We start from the raw sequence: 19,422 nt of genomic DNA on the forward strand, positions 1-19,422 counted from the left end.
AGCGCTATCCCGCCGCCTGGAACCGGACCTCGCCCGCGTTCAGGAAGCAGGCCTTGCTGAACAGCGACAGGTCGAGCGGATTAGGCAGGCGGACATCGTCGAGATCGGGACAGGGCTTCGTCGCCGGATCGTAGGATCGGTCGATCTGCGAGATGAAGCCCAGGATCAGCCCCCTCTCCCGCGCAAAGGCCTTGAGTGCGCCGATCTGCGCGCCAAGCTCGGGATTGCCGCGCTTCTGGTCGAGCAGTTGCAGATAGTCGACGATCGCCAGCGTGCCATCAGGCGCATCGGCCAGCACCTGCATGATGTGATCGGCATTGATCGCATCGGAATCGTCGAAGGTGAACAGCGCCTCGAATTGCGCCGGCTCGGCGCCGAGCGCCCGGAAGCGGCCGAGCACGTCCCTGGTCGTATATTCCAATGTGAAGAAGACCGCGCGGCGGCCGGCCTTCATCGCCTCGACGGCAAGCTGGAGGCTCAGCAGCGTCTTGCCCTGCCCCGGCCTCGCGCCGATCAGCAGCAGATCTCCCGGTGCGAGGCGATCAAGGAGCCCGGCGGCGGACAACATTTCTGCCGATCTGGCCGAAAGCAGACTCCAGGCGCCGAACCCCTCGCCGATGGCGATGCGGTCGAGCGCGAGATGGAGCGGGATGTTTTCCTTGCGCGAGAGTTCCCTGGCCTTGCGCTTCAAGCGGTAGACGGGTGCGGAAAGCTTCATCGGTGACCTCCTGATGCGAGCTACATCCGCAACCCCTCCTTATGCGCAGCGCTCGAACAGTCGGTTCGATGATCGGATCGGCCCTGCACGGCAGCGTGCTTCCCGATTGGAGGGTGGAGGCGCGGGCAGCGCCTGGAATCGGATCATAGCCGATCCCGCTCAGGACGTCGCCTCGTGCCTGCTCCATTCGAAGCGCCGCAGATGGTCGACGAGCGCGCGCAGCTTCGGCGCCATGGCGCGGCGCCCGGGATAGTAGAGATAGAATCCCGCGAAGCTCGGGCAGAACGCCTCCAGCAGCGGGACCAGCTCGCCGCGCGCCATCGCCGGCTGGAAGCTCTCCTCCATGCCGAAGGTGATGCCGGCTCCCGCCACCGCGAGCTTGATCATCAGCGCCATGTCGTTGGTCGTGATCTCGGGCTCAACCGCGACGCTGAACTCCTTGCCGCCCTCAGCGAACTCCCAGCGATAGGGCGCGAGCTTCGGCGCCGGCCGCCAGCCGATACAGCGATGCGCGGCGAGTTCCCTTGGATGCGCCGGCACGCCGAAACGCTCGCGATAGGCTGGCGAACAGACTGCTAGCTGGCGCTCCTCGCCACCGATCGAAACCGCGATCATGTCCTGCTCGATGACCTCGCCGAGCCGAACGCCGGCATCGTAGCCGGCGGCGACGATGTCGAACTCCTCGTCGGTCACCGTGATGTCGAGCTCGACCTCCGGGTTCGCCGCCGCAAAGCCCGCGAGAAACGGCCCCGAGAGGAAGCGCTCGGCGATCGACGAGACGGCGAGGCGCAGGCGCCCGCGCGGTCCGGCCCGCAGATCCCGCGTCGCCTCCACGGCGGCGCGCAGATCGGACAATGCCGGCGCGAGATCGGCGAGAAGGCGCTCGCCGGCCTCGGTCAGGCTGACGCTGCGCGTCGTGCGGCGCACGAGCGCGATGCCGAGCCGCTCCTCGAGCTTCCTGATCGTCTGGCTGACGGCCGAGCGCGTCACGCCGATCCGGTCGGCCGCCCCCCGAAAGCTGCTCTCCTCGGCGACGAGGGCGAACACGGCGAGCGCATTGAGATCTGGCTCCATTGGTTAGAATTTCTCTCCAGATCAGAAAGAACAAGGTCGCTTATCGCGACAATGCCGTGCGCCTAGCTTTCGGGCAACCGCAATTCGCGGTGACAGGAACAAGCACGGAGTTCGACATGCCTCTCGACAAGGTCGTCCTGATCACGGGCGCCTCCAGTGGAATCGGCGCCGGCATCGCCCGCGAACTCGGCGCCGCCGGAGCCAGGCTGATGCTCGGCGCGCGACGTACCGATCGCCTCGATGCCCTCGCCCAGGAGATCCGGGCCGCAGGCGGCGAGGCTCGCATCCGCCGCCTCGACGTGACCGACCGCAGCGATGTCGCAGCCTTCGCCGACGCAGGCCGCGAAGCGTTCGGCCGCATCGACGTCATCGTCAACAATGCCGGCGTCATGCCGCTCTCGCTGCTGGCCTCGCTCAAGGTCGACGAATGGGACCGGATGATCGACGTCAACATCAAGGGCGTGCTCTACGGCATCGCAGCCGTGCTGCCGCAGATGACGGCCCAGGGCTCCGGCCATGTGATCAACATCGCCTCGATCGGCGCGCTCGCCGTCTCGCCGGCCGCAGCCGTCTATTGCGCGACGAAGTTCGCGGTGCGTGCGATCTCCGACGGGTTGAGGCAGGAGCATGAGGAGCTGCGCGTCACCTGCGTCCATCCGGGCGTGGTCGAGAGCGAGCTCGCCGATTCGATCACCGATCCGATGGCGGCGGCACTGATGCGCAGCTACCGCGCCATCGCGCTCCAGCCCGACGCGATCGGCCGGGCGGTGCGTTTCGCCATCGAGCAGCCCGGCGACGTCGACGTCAACGAGATCGTCATCCGCCCCACCGCCGCCCGCTGAGGAGATCGCAATGAACGCTTACATCAGTACACCGCTCAAGATCGCCGCCACGGCCCTCTTCCTGGCCACACCGCTGCCTGCCGCCGCAGAGACCACCGAGGAGCGCCTGAAGCGCGGCGATGCCGTGATCCGCAGCCTCAACAAGGGCGCACCGCAGCCGGCGCTGGAGCGCCTGCGGCAGGAGTTTCCCTTCCTCGCCGAGGCGACCGAAGGCTATGCGCTCGGCGACGTCTGGTCCCGTACCGCGCTGGACAGCCGGACGCGGCAGCTCGCCGCCGTCACCGCCTTCGCCGCGCTGGGCGAGCTGCCCATCATGAAGGTCCATGCGGGCTACGCGCTCAATATCGGCGTCAGCGAGGAGCAGCTGAAGGAGGCGATCTATCTGGTGACCGTGACCTCCGGCTTTCCGCGCGCGCTCGCCGCTTCGCAGGCCCTCTCCGAACTCTTCGCCGAACGCCGGAGCCAGCAATGACCAGGAGCTCGAACAAGAACCGCCTGCTGGCGGTGGCCGGTGCATGCGCCGCGGCCATGACCGTCGATCTCGCAATGGAAGGGCCGATCCGCATGACGGTGACGCGAGCCGCCTCCGCCCAGAGCCCGCAGAGCCACCCCTATGTCGGCATGTGGGTGACCGAAGACGGCCATGTCCGGCACAACCTCCTGCCCAATGGCCGCTATGACGAGGCCCGCGGCAGTCGCGAGAGCGCCTATCGCGGCCGCTACAGGGTCACCGGCGACCATATCGACTATTGGGACGATACCGGCTTCACCGCGGACGGAACCTTCATCGACGGCGTGCTCCACCATGGCGGCATGGTGCTCTACCGGCGCGAATAGCGGCCTCGCTTTGTGCCCGAGGCGCTCCGGTATTTTGTGGATGCGGCGTTAGGCAGCGCTTCTAGCCCGCGCCGCGTATGCTAGACCTCGCGCCCGCCCGATCCTCACCGAATCGGGCCGCTGGAGCCGGATCCGGTCAGGCTGAATCGCCCTGGCCGGCGAATCCGCTTCCAAATGATTGATAGGGCACGGATAGTCCGGCCGGCTTGCATCGCAATCCGACCGGCGCGTGCCCTAGGACCGAAAGCGACGCGCAAGCAGGCATGAAGACTGGCATCGACATGGGTTCGACGCGCAGCGGCGAGCCCGCTGAGCTCGATCTCGCCGAATTGCTGGCGACGCGGCTTCTGGTCCAGGGCAATTCCGGCTCGGGAAAATCGCATCTGCTGCGCCGCCTGCTCGAGCAGAGCGCGCCGCTGGTGCAGCAGGCGGTGATCGATCCTGAAGGCGATTTCGTCTCGCTGGCCGACCAGTTCGGCCATGTCGTGGTCGACGGCACTGCGAGCCCGCACGAACTGCAGAAGATCGCATTGCGCGTGCGCCAGCACCGCGTCTCCGTCGTCCTCAATCTCGAGGAGCTCGATGCCGACGAGCAGTTGCGCGCCACCGCCGCCTTCCTCGGCGGCTTGTTCGATGTCGACCGCTCCTGCTGGTATCCGATGCTGGTCGTCGTCGACGAGGCGCAGCTTTTCGCCCCGGTAATGGCGGGCGAGGCCTCCGACGAGGCGCGCCGCCTCTCGCTCGGCGCCATGACCAATCTGATGTGCCGCGGCCGCAAGCGCGGCCTCGCCGGCGTGATCGCGACCCAGCGCCTCGCCAAGCTCGCCAAGAACGTCGCGGCCGAGGCCTCGAACTTCCTGATGGGCCGCACCTTCCTCGACATCGACATGCAGCGCGCCGCCGACCTGCTCGGCATGGACCGGCGCCAGGCCGAGATGTTCCGCGATCTCGAGCGCGGCCAGTTCGTCGCGCTCGGCCCGGCCCTGTCGCGCCGCCCCCTGCCGGTGCGGATCGGCTCCGTCGCCTCGGTCGACCGTGGCGGCGCGCCGAGCCTGCTGCCCTTGCCCGACCAGGCGCCCGAGGATGCGAGCAAGCTGATCTTCACCCCGAGCGAAGGCGAGGCGACCCCGGCGCCCTGGCCGCGCCAGCCGCGGCCCCGCCCGGTCGTCGCCCCCGAGATCATCCGCCGGATCGAGACGCATCAGCCGCCGTCACCGCCGCCCGAGCCCGAGATCGAGATGGAGCCCGAGGAGCGCGAGGCGGCGCTCGTCGAAATCCTGAACGAGCTGCTCGACGATACCGAGGCGCGCGACCGGCCGGTCGCCGTGCTCTACCAGGACTTCACCGTGCGCTGCCGCATGCGCCGCGTCAGCGGCCCCGAGACCAACCTGGATGCCTTCCGCAAGCGCCTCGCCGTCGCCCGCGCCGGAGCGAGCGAGGCGGTGCTGTCCTCCGAAGCCTGGGAGAAGGCGCTCACCGCCGCCGAGACGCTGCCGGAGGACCTGCACGGCCTCTTCCTGTTCATCGCCCGCAGCGCGATCGAAGGCGTCCCCTGCCCGTCCGATGCCGAGCTCGCCGAGGCCTATGGCAGCCATTCGCCGAGCCGTGCACGCCGCCTGCTCGGCTATATCGAGGAGCGCGGGCTCCTCGTCTGCCATGTCGATTTCCGTGGCCAGCGCACGCTCGCCCTGCCGACGCTCGGCGTCGAGACCGCCGCCGGGCTCGCCTCGCCGCAGATCAAGGGCCTGCCGCCGCGCCGGGCGCGGGGCTGAGCAGGGCGCCGTTCTCGGGCAAAGCAAAGCGCGGCCCCGGAATCTCTGGACAAAGAAGGCGCTGCATGACGCCTCCACCGCTCCGAGATGCTCGGGTCAAGCCCGAGCATGACGCGTCATGAACGTCCTCAATGCCCCTTGCCGGTGGGCACAGTCATCTTGTCGACCCAGGCGATGCCGATCGCCGAGAAGATGAAGACGACATGGATCAGCGTCTGCAAGAGCACGCCGGTCTCGGTGTAGTTCGCGGTGCGCCCGGCGATGCCGATATTGCCCGCCTCGATGAAGGTCCGCAGCAGGTGGATAGACGAGATGCCGATGATCGCCATGGCGAGCTTGATCTTCAGCACCGAGGCGTTGACGTGGCTGAGCCATTCCGGCTGGTCGGGGTGCCCCTGCAGCTTCAGGCGCGAGACGAAGGTCTCGTAGCCGCCGACGATCACCATGATCAGCAGGTTCGAGATCATCACCACGTCGATCAGGCCGAGCACGACCAGCATGATCTGCTGCTCGGTGAAGTCGAAGGAGTGGGTGACGAGGTGCCAGAGCTCCTTCAGGAACAGGAAGACGTAGACGCACTGCGCCACGATCAGGCCGAGATAGAGCGGCACCTGCAGCCAGCGCGAGGCGAAGATGATCATCGGCAGCGGCTTGAGCATGGCGGAGGGCGGCGGCGCGCCGGCGGGTTCGACGGGGTGCGACATGTCGGCTTCGGACCTCTGAGGGAATCGGACGCAGGGCGCCTTGTGCAGCGCGAAATGGTGCGCTTCTGCGACATTCGCAAGCAGAAATGCCGAATTATCGCCGATAACGTTGAATTTCCGCCGCTTTTGTCTCTTAGTGCTTCGCGCATGCGCCGCCGCGGCTGATTGCGGCGGTTGCCTCTGGGGGAACAGTTAGCGTTCCTCTCGCGTTGGAGAGGAAAGGAGTTTTTCGATGTTCAGGACCACCATGATCGCTGCCGCCGCCGTTGCGGGTGCCTTCGCGCTTGCCGCTCCCGCGGCGGCCGCCCCCTTGGCTCCGGCGACGGCAGCCGTCGCTACGGCCGGCGGCCAGGGCTTGGTCGAGACGGTCCAGTATCGTCGCTATTACGGCCCGCGCTATGGCTATCGCGGCGGGTACTACGGTGGCTATCGCTATAATCGCGGCGCAGCGGTCGGTGCCGGCATTGCGGCCGGCGCGATCGGCGCTCTGGCGGCCGGCGCGTTGCTGGCGCCCGGGCCTGTCTATGCCGAGCCGGTCCCGCCGCCCTATCGCGGGCCGGTCTACGCCACGCCGGATGCCGACGCGATCGCCTACTGCTCGCGCCGCTTCCGCAGCTACGACCCCGAGACCGGCACCTATATCGCCAGCGGCGGCGTGGTTCGCGCCTGCCCGTAATCGCGGGCTCCGCCTTCAGGACGCATCAAGGCCTCCCGACGGGAGGCCTTTTTCTTTGCTGGAGGATGTTCGCGCCACGGACAGCGCGTCTCCGAATGCCTGGGCAGAGGTCACCGGAGCTGTCGCCCGGGAGGCGCAGTCGGCCCCTCCTTGCGCAAGCCGGCAATCTCAAACCGGTCGGCCTTCAGTGCGAGCTTCCAGTGGATCTGGCACCGATCTCCCGGCTTCAGAAGGAATCCCACTCCTCGGGCGGCAACGGCTTGTCCTGTATCGTCATGATGTCGAGCGGCGACATCGTCTCCGCCGTCGTCGCCGTCAGGAACGCCCCCAATGGGGCCGACGCATGCTGCGCGACGATCAGGATCATTGCGGCGGCGAGCACGCATGCTCCAATGAGGCGCATGGGCCTCGGCAATCTGGTTTCGGCCATCGAGGACACTCCTCCACCTGGGTTTTCAGCGCCTGAGCGAACGGGCCGACCCGCGATCGAGAATGGCACCGCAGGGCGCAGCACTCCCTGGCCGCGGCCCGCCTTGGCGGACGGATCACGGGCAGAACAGCGTCGGCGTGGCACCATGCAATTGAATCGCGGGCAGGAACCCGGCCTCACCATGGTCCTCAACCGGCCCGATGACCGTGATCTCCGTCACAGAGCAGTTTCAGCCGGTCGGGATCGGATCGTTGCGCCATGCCAGGCGGTGGGCGGGCGTCTCATGATCGGAGCCTGCGATGCCGGCCAACCGCCCCCGCCGAGCCTCCTGACTTGCCTTGTCGCCCACCCCGGTCCTTATGGTGCACTCCAGAGAATCCGGAGTTCAGCCCGTGCGTATCGCCACCTGGAACGTCAACTCGGTCCGCCAGCGGCTTCAGCATCTGCTCGCCTTCCTGAAGGAGGCCGAGCCCGATGCGCTCTGTCTGCAGGAGCTGAAATGCGTCGATGGCGATTTCCCGCGCGCCGAGATCGAGGAGGCCGGCTGGCAGGTGACTAGCCATGGCCAGAAGGCCTTCAACGGCGTCGCCATCCTCTCGCGCAGCAAGCTCGAGGATGTCCGCCGCGGCCTGCCCGGCGATGACGGCGATGAGCAGGCGCGCTATCTCGAAGGCGTCCTGCCGCATGGCGATGGCGTCGTCCGCCTCGCCTCGATCTATCTCCCGAACGGCAACCCGCCGAACACGGAGAAGTACCCGTACAAGCTCGCCTGGATGGAGCGGCTGGCGGGGCATGCGCGCGGCCTGCTCGCTCATGAGGAGCCTCTGGTGCTTGCGGGCGACTACAACGTCATCCCCGAGCCGCGCGATGCCCGCGATCCTGCCGCCTGGGTCTCCGACGCGCTCTTCCTGCCGCCGACCCGCACCGCCTTCCGCAAGCTCGTCAATCTCGGCTTCACCGAGGCGCTGCGGGCGACGACCGATGCGCCCGGCCTCTACACCTTCTGGGACTATCAGGCCGGCGCCTGGCAGCGGAACAACGGCATCCGCATCGACCATCTGCTGCTCTCGCCGCAGGCAGCCGACCGGCTTACCGGCGTCTCGATCGCCAAGCATGTCCGCGGCTGGGAGAAGGCCTCCGACCACGTCCCGGTGCTGATCGAGCTGAACTGAGCTCAGTCAGCCGTCTGCCCGGCGGGCGCATCTGATCGACCGCCACTAGCGGCAGGGCGATGCCATCATCCCCTTGAGCGTGTGGCAGATGAGGGAGCGCCGCGCGCGGAAACTACCCTGCCCCGCCAAGCGGACTGGCTAAGTCGCGGTGAGTGCCAGGCCGTCAGCGCCGCGCGCCGCGGCCTGCAACCTGCTGACGCTCGACCAGCGCCAGCGCCGCCGTGCGGTCGGCCGCGCTCGCGGCCGCGAAGGCGGCATCGTAGCGCTCGACGATCCAGCCCTCGCGGGTCTCGTCGGCCCCCTCGCGAGCCAGCGCCAGCCACATCAGGCCGAGGATCGGATGGCGCGGAACGCCATCGCCGCCACGCAGCAGCAGGTCGCCGAAGACGGCCCGCGCCGGGGCGTGGCCCTTCTCTGCGGCGAGCTTCATCCAGCGCGCCGCCTGGCGCGGGTCGCGCTGTGCGCCGGTGCCGTTCATGTAGAGCCGGCCGAGATTGTACTGGCCGTCCGGGTCGCCGAAATAAGAGGCGGCGTAGTGGAACATGTCGAAGGCCCGGTCGGCATTGGGCTTCACATAGGTGCCCTTGATGCCGTCGAGGAAATAGCCCCCGAGCGCCACGAAGGCACTGGCGACGATCCGCGCATCGGAGGTGCCGGGAATCTGGTCGGCGTTCTCATCCGCAATCTTCGAGAAATACTCGAAAGCCTTGAGATCGTTGACCGGAACACCGTCGCCGCTGGCATAGACACGGCCAAGCTTGAACTGCGCGGCGAGATGACCGCGCGAGGCGGCGAATTCGAGGGCGCGCACGGCCCCGACCTGATCGCCGGCCGAGGAATCGCGCATCCAGGCCTTGAGCGCGTCGCGGGCGCTGGTGAAGGGCGCGAGCGGCAAGGCCGTATGGGCGGCGGGCCCGCTTGGCGGCGCTGCGATGGCACGGCCGCCGGCCAGCGGAGCAGGTTCACCGACCGCGCCATCCTCCGGCTCCGGCAGGGCGATGCCGGGAATCGGCCGCGGCGGTAGAAGCCCGCGCGACTGGCCGGACGCCTCCTGTGCCCAGGCTACCGACTGGCAGCCCAGGGTGAACAGGAACCCGGCGAGGATGGTTTCAGATATCCGCATAGCAATGGGTCTCGGCCGCCCCTCCCGGGTGGGTCACGGCCCCTCCCTTGGCGGAGCCGACGGTCTGCGCGTATTTCCAGAGCGCGCCGGAGTTGTAGTCGGTCCTGCGCGGCTTCCAGGCCTTACGACGCTCCTCAAGTTCGGCATCAGAAAGGCGGACTGCGAGCTTTCCTGTGATGGCATCGAGCTCGATGATGTCGCCGTCGCGGATCAGTCCGATCGGCCCGCCGACGGCGGCCTCGGGACCGACATGGCCAACGCAGAAACCACGCGTCGCGCCGGAGAATCGCCCGTCGGTGATCAGCGCGACCTTGTCGCCCATGCCCTGGCCGTAGAGGGCGGCGGTGGTCGCCAGCATCTCGCGCATGCCGGGGCCGCCCTTCGGCCCCTCATAGCGGATGACCAGCACGTCACCGACCTTGTACTCGCGATTGGCGACGCATTTGAACGCGTCCTCCTCGCAGTCGAAGCAGCGCGCCGGGCCGCTGAAGACGAGGCTCTCCGGCGGCATGCCGGCGATCTTCACGATCGCGCCCTCGGGGGCGAGGTTGCCGACCAGGCCGACGACCCCGCCATTGTCGGAAAGCGGCTTGTTGGCCGGGCGGATCACGTCCTGCTCGTCATTCCATTTCACCGAGGCGAGGTTCTCGGCGATGGTGCGGCCGGTGACCGTCATGCAGTCGCCATGCAGGTAGCCATGGTCGAGCAGGGTCTTCATCAGCAGCGGGATGCCGCCGACCTCGAACATGTCCTTGGCGACGTATTTCCCGCCCGGCTTCAGGTCGGCGATGTAGGGGGTCTTCTTGAAGATCTCGGCGACGGCGAAGAGATCGAAGTCGATGCCGCATTCATGCGCGATCGCCGGCAGGTGCAGCGCGCCATTGGTCGAGCCGCCGGAGGCCGCGACGACCATGGCCGCGTTCTCGAGCGCCTTGCGGGTGACGATGTCGCGCGGCCGGATGTTCCGGGCGATCAGCTCCATCACCATCTCGCCGGCGGTGTAGCAGAAGGTGTCGCGGACATCGTAGGGCGCCGGCGCGCCGCAGCTATAGGGCAGCGCCAGGCCGATCGCCTCCGCGACCGTCGCCATGGTGTTGGCGGTGAACTGCGCGCCGCAGGATCCGGAGGACGGGCAAGCCACCTCCTCCAGTTCCTTCAGATCCTCGTCCGACATGGCGCCGACCGAATGCTTGCCGACCGCCTCGAACACGTCCTGGATGGTGACCGGCTTGCCCTTGAAATTGCCGGGCAGGATCGAGCCGCCATAGATGAAGATCGAGGGCACGTTGAGCCGCACCATCGCCATCATCATCCCGGGCAGGGACTTGTCGCAGCCGGCGAGCCCGACGAGCGCGTCATAGCAATGGCCGCGCATGGTCAGCTCGACCGAGTCGGCGATCACTTCGCGCGAAGCCAGCGAGGACTTCATGCCCTGGTGGCCCATGGCGATGCCGTCGGTCACCGTGATGGTGCAGAACTCGCGCGGCGTACCGCTCGCCGAGGCGACGCCCTTCTTCACGGCCTGGGCCTGGCGCATCAGCGCGATGTTGCAGGGCGCAGCCTCGTTCCAGCAGGAGGCGACGCCGACGAAGGGCTGCGCAATCTGCCGGGAGGTCATCCCCATCGCGTAATAATAGGAGCGGTGCGGAGCGCGGGCCGGGCCGACGCTCACATGTCGGCTGGGCAGCCTAGACTTATCGAAAACGCGTCCGTCCATCGTACTCTGTCTTCCTGACCCCAGACCGCGCCTTCTGCGCGGCTTGGATGTGCCACGCGGCCAGCGCGGGGCGCAACGTCACCTCGCCACCTCCAGGAAGCATGAAATCCTTTCCGGAAATCCGGAAAATCAATCTCAAATCTTCCCTAACGCGACGAATTGACGGGATCATTTGCTGAGAGCGCTTTGTGGCGGCTTCGCGGCAATCGCGGCAGGCGGCTTTTGGCACGCTGCAATCCGAACAATTGTTGTAGAAATATCACGAAATTCCGGAGGGAAACGCACGGATTTTCCGGCAGCCTCCAGACTGTGGAAACCGTCTGCGGGCGCGGCCTGACGTGCCAGAACCGGACTGCGGCGCAGGACATCTCTCGGCAGAACGAAGTACTTTAGAATTTCTAGAAAGAGAGATTACTTTAGAATAGATATAACTCATTGATTACAAAGCATATTTCCTTGACCAAGCGCCTGCCGCGGACTACCCCGACCGGACACCCGACGACGTTCGGGGACCGTTCCAGGAGTGAGCAATGTCCGTAAAGTCCCGCCTCTATGCCGCAGCGCTGACCTCCTGCCTGCTCGCCGGCCCGGCTTTCGCACAGAGCGTCAATCTCTACACCACGCGCGAACCGGCCCTGCTCAACCCGGTGATCGAGGCCTTCACCAAGGACACCGGCATCAAGGTCAACGCCGTCTTCCTGAAGGACGGCCTGCAGGAGCGCATCAAGGCCGAGGGCGCCAACAGCCCCGCCGACGTGATGCTGCTGGTCGATGTCGGCCAGATCAACGAGGCCGCCGATGCCGGCATCACCCAGCCGATCCAGTCGGCGCTCGTCGACAAGACCGTCCCCGCCGCGCTGCGCGGCCCCGGCAACAACTGGGTCACGCTGACCCAGCGCGCCCGCATCGTCGTCGCCTCGAAGGACCGGGTGCAGCAGGATGCGATCACCTATGAGGAGCTCGCCGATCCCAAGTGGAAGGGCAAGTTCTGCATTCGCGCCGGCCAGCACCCCTACAACAACGCCTTCTTCGCCGCCTATCTCGCCCGCAACGGTGCCGAGAAGACCGAGGCGTACCTGAAGGCCCTCAAGGCCAATACCGCGCGCAAGCCGGGCGGCGGCGACCGCGAGGTGGCGCGTGACATTCTGTCCGGCCAGTGCGACATCGCCGTGATCAACACCTACTACATCGGACTGATGAGCCAGGCGAAGAACGAGCAGAAGGGCTGGTACGACGCGATCAAGCCGCTGAAGAGCAGCTTTGCCGGCGGCGGCACGCATGTGAACGTCTCGGCTGCGGCGATCGCCAAGAACGCGCCGAACAAGGAGAACGCCGTCAAGCTGGTCGAGTACATGCTCGGCGAGAAGGCCCAGCATCTCTATGCCGACGGCAATTTCGAGTACCCAGTCAACGCCGACGTGAAGGAAGCCGCCTCGGTCAAGCTGCTCGGCGCGCTCACCCCCGACACGACCCCGCTCGGCGACGTCGCCAAGAACCGCAAGGCCGCTTCCGAGCTGGTCGACAAGGTCGGCTTCGACAATTGAGTTCGGGTGCCCTCAGCGCCCTTGACCGGCGGCCGTCACTCGCGTGGCGGCCGTCGACGCGTCTTGCCTGGCTCGCCGCGCTCGCGGCCGGGCTGGTTGCCCTGCCGGTCCTCTCGCTCGGCTTCACCGCGCTCTCGCGCGAGGCTCTGGCGGTCTGGCCGCATCTCACCGCCAATGTCCTGCCGGCTGCGCTCGGCGACACCCTGCTGCTGCTCGCAGGCGTCGCCGTCTTCTGCGGTATCGTCGGCGTCGGCACCGCCTGGCTGGTGACCCAGCACGATTTCCCAGGCAGGCAGAGCCTGGAATGGCTGCTCGTGCTGCCGCTGGCGATGCCGACCTACATAACCGCCTATGTCTATGTCGAGATCCTCGGCTTCCAGGGACCGCTGCAGAGCGCCCTGCGGGCGCTGACCGGCTGGCGCACGCTGCGCGACTACTGGTTCCCCGATCCGCGCAACCTCACCGGCGCGATCCTGATCCTCGGCCTCGTGCTCTATCCTTACGTCTATCTCAGTGTGCGGGCGCTGTTCGGCATGCAGAGCGCCGCCATCGTCGAGTCAGCCCGGACGCTCGGCGCCTCGCGCTGGACGCTGTTCCGGCGCGTCGGCCTGCCGATGGCCCGCCCGGCGCTGGTCGCCGGCCTGACTCTTGCGCTGCTCGAGACCCTCAACGACATCGGTGCCAGCGAGTATCTCGGCGTCCGCTCGCTGACCCTCTCGGTCTACACCACCTGGCTCAATCGCTCCTCGCTGCCCGGCGCGGCACAGATCGCCTGCGTGATGCTGCTGGTCGTGGTCGGCCTGATCGTCGCCGAAATCCGCACCCGCGGCTCCCGCCGCTTCGCCCTGCCGGTCAAGCGGCTTCGGCCGGTCGGCCGCAGCAAGCTGCCGCGCAGCTGGGCCCTGGCGGCGACGGTCGCCTGCGCTCTTCCCGTCCTGCTCGGGGCGCTCCTGCCCCTCGCCTTTCTCTTCGGCGAGTTCCTGCGCCGCGACCTCATCGCGCAGCTGGATGCGACGATGCTGCGCTCGCTCGCCAACACACTCGCGATCTCGGCCGTCGCCACCGCGCTCGTCGTCGCGGTCGGCCTCGGCGTCGCGGCGGCGGTCAGGCTCGGGCGCGAGCCCTGGCTGCCGACTGTCGCAAGAGTGGCCTCGCTCGGCTACGCCCTGCCCGGCACCGTGCTGGCCCTCGGGCTTCTCGTCCCCCTCGCCGCCTTCGACAATGTCATCGCCGATGCCAGCCGCGCCGCCTTTGGCGTCAGCCCTGGCCTGATCCTGCTCGGCTCGGGCGCGGCGCTGATCATCGCCTATCTCGTCCGCTTCCTGTCGATCGCACTGGCGGGCACCCAGAGCGGCCTCGCGCGCATCTCGCCGCGCATCGACGATGCCGCCCGCTCGCTCGGCGCCGGGCGCCGCGAGCTGCTGCGCCGGCTGCACTGGCCGCTGGCCCGCCCCGCCGTCGCCGCCGCCGCCCTGCTGGTCTTCGTCGACTGCATGAAGGAATTGCCGATGACCCTGCTGCTGCGGCCGCTCAACTTCGACACGCTCGCGACGCTGGTCTATGGCCACGCCTCGCGCGGCGTCTTCGAGGACGGCGCGCTGGCGGCGCTGCTCATCGTGCTGATCGGGATCTACCCGGCGATCATGCTGGCGCGCGCCGGCGACGGCGAGAAACTGGCCACCGGCAGTTGAATCCGGCCTTGTAAACTCGACATTCGCGAGAGGGGGGAATACACCGTTTGCCGCGCGAGTGCCGTTTCGGCCCTGTTGGCGCTGATTCGCTTGCGATCACCCCTTTGCAATGCGGCCCGAACGGCAGCCGCGGCGCAGACCGAGGCCCATGACACGACGCGCTTCCATTCTCGGCCTGGCAGTTGCCGCGTTGCTGCTCGTGCTCGGGCTGCAATCCTGGGGGCTGGCACTGGCGCTGGTCGAACGACAGGTCGTCGCCGGCATCGAGAAGCGTGTCGGCCTGAAGGTCACGTCCCTGAAGCGGGCAGAGATCGCCTTCCTGCCGATGCCGCGCGTCAGCCTGTCCGAGATCACCTTCTCCGCGCCCGATGGCACGCTGTCGGGGACGGCCCTGCGGCTGCGGGCCCGCACACGCCTGCTCTCGCTGGTCGGCGGCCAGCTCGATTTCGACCGGGTCGATCTGATCAGGCCCGAAATTGACATCGCCGTTCCCGGCGGGCTCGACAGCTACGCCAGCTGGGTCGCACCTCCCTTGGGCTATCTCGCCGGGCTGAAGGGCGAGACGCGGCTCGTGATCCATTCGGGCAGCCTGATGGCGCGCTCCGGCAACACGATCCTGACCACCCTGCGCGACGTCAATCTCGTCGTCGACGATCGTGAGGCGGACGAGCCGATCGCCTTCGCCGGCAGCTTCACCTGGCGTGGCGAAGCCACCAAGGTGAACCTGCTCTGGCCGGTGACCGGTGAGCGCTCCCGGGTCGCGTTCGCGCTCTCCTCGAACCTGATGAGCTTCCGCCTCAACGGCATGCGCTCCGCCGCCCAGGGCGTCACCACCGGCCAGGTCGAATTCAACACGCGCTCCTTGCCCGATGCCCTCGCCTGGATCGGCCCGCGTCCACGCATCGCCACCCTGGTCCGGCAGGTCGAGCTCACGGCCGAGGCGCAGCTCGCCGGCGACAACATCTCGCTCAGCAGCGTCATCGCCAAGCTCGACGGCGACCAGCTCGAGGGCGTCCTGAAGCTCGATGGCGACGGCGCTCGCAGGGTCCTGTCGGGTACGCTGGCCGGCGCCGAGTTCGATCTCGCCCGGCTGCTCCGCCAGGGCGGCGAACAGAAGCCGCCGACGACCGGCGAGGCCGGCGGGACGCCTCTCGAATTCGACAGCTGGACCGCCCACGATGTCGATCTGCGCATCTCGCTCGACGCCGCCCGCCTAGGCCCGACCCGGCTCGGCGAGCTCGCGGCGCAGCTCATGGTCCGCAAGGGCCGGTTCGAAGCGTCGGTGCTGCGCGCCTCGGCCTATGGCGGCACGGCCCGCGCCCGCCTTCTTGCCACCGCCGTTCCGGCCGGAGCCGAGGTCAAGCTGCAGTTCGGGCTCGACCGCGTCAACCTCGGGCAGGCAGGCGCCGACCTTCCCGAGCTGCTCGGCGGGCTGACCGGCTTCGCCACCGGGCAGATCGCGCTCGACGGCAGCGGCGACAGTCTGGAGGAGGTCGTCGGCTCCATGACCGGCCGCGCCAATGCGACGCTGCGCCAGGGCGAGTTCAAGGGCGTGAATTTCGCCGAGTTGCTGCGCCGTGCCGAGAAGCCCCCTCTCGGGCGCGACTGGCGCGGCGGCAGGACCACCTTTGAAACCGCCCAGTTCGCGGCGCTCGCCAACCGCGGCGTGCTGACCCTCACCGAGGCGCAGATGGCCGGCCCGGGCTATGCGCTGTCGATGACCGGCAGCGCCGATCTGGGTCGGCGCTGGCTCGAACTCGCCGGCGTGCTGAGCGCGACCAGCGGCACGGCCCGCACCCCCTTCGAGATCCGCGGGCCGTTCAACGACGCTGTCTTCACGCCGACGCTCGACGCCGCCGCCATCCATCCGACCGGCGCGACCCGCTAGCCAAAGCTCCGGTGCCGCCTGTGGTTCATCCGGGCCGCGCCAGCCAATGATCTGGAACATGCTCGCGCGAAGTGGACGCCTCGCAGCGTGCTCCTGAGAGGCTGCGCCAAATCTCCGGCCCGCGTCCCGAGTGCCTGACACAAAGATCGTGCCGTCATTCTGGGGAGGCCTGAAAGGCCGTCCCGCAGGATGAGGGCTGAGTGAATTCTCGGCCAGGCTCCCCGGGGCAAGTGCCAAGGGAATCATCGGTCAGACCCGAACGAAAAGGGGCGCCGCTACCCGGCCAGGCAGCGGCGCCCCGATCAAGGTTGCGAGCTTCGGCAGGGACAGCCCGCTCAGGCCTCGCCGCCGGCCTCTCCGGCGTCACCGCCCTCGGTCTCGGCTTCGCCTTCCCCGCTGTCCTCGCCGGCATCGCCGATGCACTCGACCGAGACGACCTTCTCGTCGCCATGGGTGTTGAACACGGTGACGCCCTGGGTCGAGCGGCCGGCGACACGGATGCGGTTATTAGGGCCGGCATCGACCGGCACGCGGATCACCTGGCCGCCATCGGTGACCAGCATGATCTGGTCGGACTCGACCACCGGGAAGGAGGCGATCAGCTTGCCGTTGCGCTCGTTCACCACCATGGCGACGATGCCCTTGCCGCCGCGACCGGTCACCCGATACTCGAAGGACGAGGTGCGCTTGCCGTAGCCCTTTTCCGACACGGTCAGGATGAACTGCTCGGAAGCGCCCATCTCGGCGTATTTCTCCTGGCCGAGCTCGATATCGCCGACGGCCTCCTCCGAATCCGCGGCCGGAGCGCTCGCCTCCTCGCCATCGCCGGTCACGGCGCGCCGCGCCGCCGAAGCGAGCTTGAGATAGGCGGCGCGCTCGTCGGCGGTCGCATCGAGGTGGTGCAGGATCGCGAGCGAGATCACCTCATCGCCCTTGGCGAGGTTGATGCCGCGCACGCCGGTCGAGTCGCGGCCCTTGAAGACGCGGACCTCCGGCACGGCGAAGCGGATGCACTGGCCTTCCGCCGTCGTCAGCAGGACGTCGTCATGCTCGGAGCAGATCTGCACGTCGACGATGGAATCGCCCTCGTCGAGCTTCATCGCGATCTTACCGTTGCGGTTGACCTGGACGAAGTCGGAGAGCTTGTTGCGGCGGACATTGCCGCTCTTCGTCGCGAACATCACGTCGAGACGGCTCCAGCTCTCCTCGTCCTCCGGCAGCGGCATCACCGTGGTGATGCGCTCGCCCTGGTCGAGCGGCAGCATGTTGTTGAGGAACTTGCCGCGCGCGTTCGGCGCCGAGAGCGGCAGGCGCCAGACCTTCTCCTTGTAGGCCTGGCCCAGCGAGGAGAAGAAGATGATCGGCGTATGCGTGTCGGCGACGAAGAGCCGGGTGACGAAATCCTCGTCCTTGGTCGCCATGCCGGAGCGGCCCTTGCCGCCGCGCTTCTGCGCCCGGTAGGTCGAGAGCGGCACGCGCTTGATGTAGCCGGCATGGCTGACGGTGACGACCATGTCCTCGCGAGCGATCAGGTCCTCGTCGTCGAGATCGGAACCCCAGTCCATGATCTCGGTCCGGCGCGGCGTGGCGAAGGCGGCCTTCACCTCGGAGAGCTCGGTCTTGATGATCTCCTGGATGCGGGCGCGCGAGCGCAGGATGTCGAGATAGTCGGCGATCTCCTTGGCGAGCTTTTCCAGCTCGTCGCCGATCTCGTCGCGGCCGAGGGCTGTGAGGCGGGCGAGGCGCAATTCGAGGATCGCCTTGGCCTGCGCATCGGAGAGCCGGTAGGTGCCGTCCGCATTCATCGGATGGCGCGGGTCGTCGACCAGCGCGATCAGCGGCGCGATGTCGTCGGCCGGCCAGTCGCGCGCCATCAGGGCCTCATGCGCCGCCGACGGCGTCGGCGCCGTGCGGATCAGGCGAATGACCTCGTCGATATTGGCGACGGCGGTGGCGAGACCGCAGAGCACATGGGCGCGCTCGCGCGCTTTGTTGAGCAGGTAGCGCGTGCGCCGCGAGACGACCTCTTCGCGGAACTCGACGAAGGCCGAGATGAAGTCGCGGAGGTTCAGCACCTCCGGCCGCCCGCCATTCAGCGCCACCATGTTGGCACCGAACGAGGTCTGCAGCGGCGTGAAGCGGTAGAGCTGGTTCAGCACGACATCGGCAACGGCATCGCGCTTGATCTCGATGACGACGCGCACGCCCTCGCGGCTCGACTCGTCGCGCAGGTCCGAGATGCCCTCGATCCGCTTCTCGCGGACGAGATCGGCGATCTTCTCGACCATCGAGGCCTTGTTCACCTGATAGGGAACCTCGGTGACGACGATCGCCTCGCGCTCCTTGCGCAGCTCCTCGATATGCGTCTTCGAGCGCATCACGATCGAGCCGCGGCCGGTGTGATAGGCCGAATGGATGCCGCTGCGACCCATGATCGAGGCGCCGGTCGGGAAGTCCGGGCCGGGCACGATCTCGATCAGCTCGTCGATCGTGATCTCGGGGTTCTCGATCAGCGCGATGCAGGCATCGATGACCTCGCCGAGATTGTGCGGCGGGATGTTCGTGGCCATGCCGACGGCGATGCCGCCGGCGCCGTTGACCAGGAGGTTCGGATAGCGCGCCGGCAGGACGGTCGGCTCGTGCTCCTTGCCGTCATAGTTCGGCTGGAAGTTGACCGTGTCGAGGTCGAGATCCTCGAGGAGCGGCATCGCCGCCTTGTCGAGCCTCGCCTCGGTGTAACGATCGGCCGCCGGGCTGTCGCCGTCCATCGAGCCGAAATTGCCCTGGCCGTCGATCAAAGGCAGGCGCAGCGAGAAGTCCTGCGCCATGCGCACCAGCGCATCATAGACCGCGAGGTTGCCGTGCGGATGGTATTTACCCATCGTGTCGCCGACGATGCGGGCGCATTTGGTGTAGGGCCGCTCGGGCAGGTTCTTGTTCTCGTGCATCGAGAACAGGATGCGCCGGTGCACCGGCTTCAGGCCGTCGCGGACGTCGGGCAGAGCGCGGCTCACGATCACGCTCATCGCGTAATCGAGATAGCTCTTCTTCATCTCGTCGGTGATCGCGATCGGCTTGATGTCGCCACCGAACTGCGGGCCGTCGTCGCGCTTGTCGTCGTTGTCTTCGCTCAAGGGAAAATGCCCCGATTCAACCCAGTTTTTCAGCTTTCTGGCTATCCGATTCCGCGCGTCGAAGCCAGCAAAACGCGCTACAATTCAGTGAAAATAAGTC

16 protein-coding genes are annotated in these 19,422 nt (G+C 67.6%); 9 read left to right on the top strand and 7 right to left on the bottom strand.

Annotated features, from left to right (window positions below):
* Positions 1-4: 4 nt before the first annotated feature.
* Entirely contained in the window at positions 5-718 is a 714-nt protein-coding gene (locus tag AC1REK_RS12690) for a DNA helicase (RefSeq protein WP_492267765.1), read from the bottom strand.
* 159 nt (positions 719-877) lie between these two features.
* Positions 878-1,792: a LysR substrate-binding domain-containing protein gene (locus tag AC1REK_RS12695; RefSeq protein ID WP_492267764.1), complete on the bottom strand. Its 915-nt coding sequence runs from the start codon at positions 1,790-1,792 to the stop codon at positions 878-880.
* Positions 1,793-1,908: 116 nt separating this feature from the next.
* On the opposite strand from AC1REK_RS12695, the gene AC1REK_RS12700 reads away from it, so the two are divergent.
* The 4 genes from AC1REK_RS12700 (at position 1,909) to AC1REK_RS12715 (ending at position 5,243) form a co-directional block, all read left to right on the top strand.
* A complete protein-coding gene (locus AC1REK_RS12700) occupies positions 1,909-2,634 on the top strand; it encodes an SDR family oxidoreductase (protein WP_492267763.1) in 726 nt (241 codons plus the stop codon).
* Between the two features lie 10 nt (positions 2,635-2,644).
* Positions 2,645-3,106, top strand: coding sequence for a carboxymuconolactone decarboxylase family protein (locus tag AC1REK_RS12705; RefSeq protein WP_492267762.1), 462 nt, complete (start codon positions 2,645-2,647; stop codon positions 3,104-3,106).
* Between the two features lie 74 nt (positions 3,107-3,180).
* The gene (locus AC1REK_RS12710; protein WP_492268202.1) at positions 3,181-3,471 is read left to right on the top strand and encodes an Atu4866 domain-containing protein; all 291 of its coding nucleotides are present in this window, start codon (positions 3,181-3,183) and stop codon (positions 3,469-3,471) included.
* A 263-nt stretch (positions 3,472-3,734) separates the two neighbouring features.
* Entirely contained in the window at positions 3,735-5,243 is a 1,509-nt protein-coding gene (locus tag AC1REK_RS12715) for a helicase HerA domain-containing protein (RefSeq protein ID WP_492267761.1), read from the top strand.
* Positions 5,244-5,371: 128 nt separating this feature from the next.
* Here the strand turns inward: AC1REK_RS12715 and AC1REK_RS12720 are convergent, their stop codons facing one another.
* Positions 5,372-5,947 carry a TIGR00645 family protein gene (locus AC1REK_RS12720; protein WP_492267760.1) on the bottom strand — a complete coding sequence of 192 codons (576 nt, stop codon included), beginning with the start codon at positions 5,945-5,947 and terminating at the stop codon, positions 5,372-5,374.
* 232 nt (positions 5,948-6,179) lie between these two features.
* Here AC1REK_RS12720 and AC1REK_RS12725 point away from each other — a divergent pair, with 232 nt between their 5' ends.
* Positions 6,180-6,623, top strand: coding sequence for a BA14K family protein (locus AC1REK_RS12725; protein WP_327524643.1), 444 nt, complete (start codon positions 6,180-6,182; stop codon positions 6,621-6,623).
* A 226-nt stretch (positions 6,624-6,849) separates the two neighbouring features.
* Here AC1REK_RS12725 and AC1REK_RS12730 read toward each other — a convergent pair whose 3' ends face one another.
* Positions 6,850-7,005, bottom strand: a complete 156-nt coding sequence (locus AC1REK_RS12730) for a hypothetical protein (RefSeq protein ID WP_492267759.1) — start codon at positions 7,003-7,005, stop codon at positions 6,850-6,852.
* Between the two features lie 440 nt (positions 7,006-7,445).
* On the opposite strand from AC1REK_RS12730, the gene xth reads away from it, so the two are divergent.
* Positions 7,446-8,225: an exodeoxyribonuclease III gene (gene xth, locus AC1REK_RS12735; protein WP_492267758.1), complete on the top strand. Its 780-nt coding sequence runs from the start codon at positions 7,446-7,448 to the stop codon at positions 8,223-8,225.
* 163 nt (positions 8,226-8,388) lie between these two features.
* On the opposite strand, the gene AC1REK_RS12740 is transcribed toward xth, so the two are convergent.
* Both AC1REK_RS12740 and ilvD read right to left on the bottom strand, forming a co-directional pair.
* The gene (locus tag AC1REK_RS12740; protein WP_316020106.1) at positions 8,389-9,348 is read right to left on the bottom strand and encodes a tetratricopeptide repeat protein; all 960 of its coding nucleotides are present in this window, start codon (positions 9,346-9,348) and stop codon (positions 8,389-8,391) included.
* Positions 9,335-11,065, bottom strand: coding sequence for a dihydroxy-acid dehydratase (ilvD, locus tag AC1REK_RS12745; RefSeq protein ID WP_492267757.1), 1,731 nt, complete (start codon positions 11,063-11,065; stop codon positions 9,335-9,337). The genes AC1REK_RS12740 and ilvD overlap by 14 nt, the downstream gene beginning before the upstream one ends.
* Positions 11,066-11,595: 530 nt before the next feature.
* Between ilvD and AC1REK_RS12750 the strand changes: the two genes are divergently transcribed.
* From AC1REK_RS12750 to AC1REK_RS12760, 3 genes are all read left to right on the top strand, one after another.
* Positions 11,596-12,609, top strand: a complete 1,014-nt coding sequence (locus AC1REK_RS12750; RefSeq protein ID WP_492267756.1) for an extracellular solute-binding protein — start codon at positions 11,596-11,598, stop codon at positions 12,607-12,609.
* Positions 12,606-14,300, top strand: a complete 1,695-nt coding sequence (locus tag AC1REK_RS12755) for an ABC transporter permease (RefSeq protein ID WP_492267755.1) — start codon at positions 12,606-12,608, stop codon at positions 14,298-14,300. Before AC1REK_RS12750 ends, AC1REK_RS12755 begins: the two co-directional genes overlap by 4 nt.
* Positions 14,301-14,448: 148 nt before the next feature.
* A complete protein-coding gene (locus tag AC1REK_RS12760) occupies positions 14,449-16,188 on the top strand; it encodes an AsmA family protein (RefSeq protein WP_492267754.1) in 1,740 nt (579 codons plus the stop codon).
* Positions 16,189-16,523: 335 nt separating this feature from the next.
* Here the strand turns inward: AC1REK_RS12760 and gyrA are convergent, their stop codons facing one another.
* On the bottom strand, positions 16,524-19,322 hold the full coding sequence (gene gyrA, locus AC1REK_RS12765; protein ID WP_492267753.1) for a DNA gyrase subunit A: 2,799 nt from the start codon (positions 19,320-19,322) through the stop codon (positions 16,524-16,526).
* Between the last annotated feature and the right edge of the window lie 100 nt (positions 19,323-19,422).

This window comes from Allobosea sp. GW823-FHT02B03, assembly GCF_058797755.1.

Coding starts and splice junctions, on each gene's coding strand:
- AC1REK_RS12690 (WP_492267765.1), bottom strand. CDS start 718: ATGAAGCTTTCCGCACCCGTCTACCGCTTGAAGCGCAAGGCCAGGGAA.
- AC1REK_RS12695 (WP_492267764.1), bottom strand. CDS start 1,792: ATGGAGCCAGATCTCAATGCGCTCGCCGTGTTCGCCCTCGTCGCCGAG.
- AC1REK_RS12700 (WP_492267763.1), top strand. CDS start 1,909: ATGCCTCTCGACAAGGTCGTCCTGATCACGGGCGCCTCCAGTGGAATC.
- AC1REK_RS12705 (WP_492267762.1), top strand. CDS start 2,645: ATGAACGCTTACATCAGTACACCGCTCAAGATCGCCGCCACGGCCCTC.
- AC1REK_RS12710 (WP_492268202.1), top strand. CDS start 3,181: ATGGAAGGGCCGATCCGCATGACGGTGACGCGAGCCGCCTCCGCCCAG.
- AC1REK_RS12715 (WP_492267761.1), top strand. CDS start 3,735: ATGAAGACTGGCATCGACATGGGTTCGACGCGCAGCGGCGAGCCCGCT.
- AC1REK_RS12720 (WP_492267760.1), bottom strand. CDS start 5,947: ATGTCGCACCCCGTCGAACCCGCCGGCGCGCCGCCGCCCTCCGCCATG.
- AC1REK_RS12725 (WP_327524643.1), top strand. CDS start 6,180: ATGTTCAGGACCACCATGATCGCTGCCGCCGCCGTTGCGGGTGCCTTC.
- AC1REK_RS12740 (WP_316020106.1), bottom strand. CDS start 9,348: ATGCGGATATCTGAAACCATCCTCGCCGGGTTCCTGTTCACCCTGGGC.
- ilvD (WP_492267757.1), bottom strand. CDS start 11,065: ATGGACGGACGCGTTTTCGATAAGTCTAGGCTGCCCAGCCGACATGTG.
- AC1REK_RS12750 (WP_492267756.1), top strand. CDS start 11,596: ATGTCCGTAAAGTCCCGCCTCTATGCCGCAGCGCTGACCTCCTGCCTG.
- AC1REK_RS12760 (WP_492267754.1), top strand. CDS start 14,449: ATGACACGACGCGCTTCCATTCTCGGCCTGGCAGTTGCCGCGTTGCTG.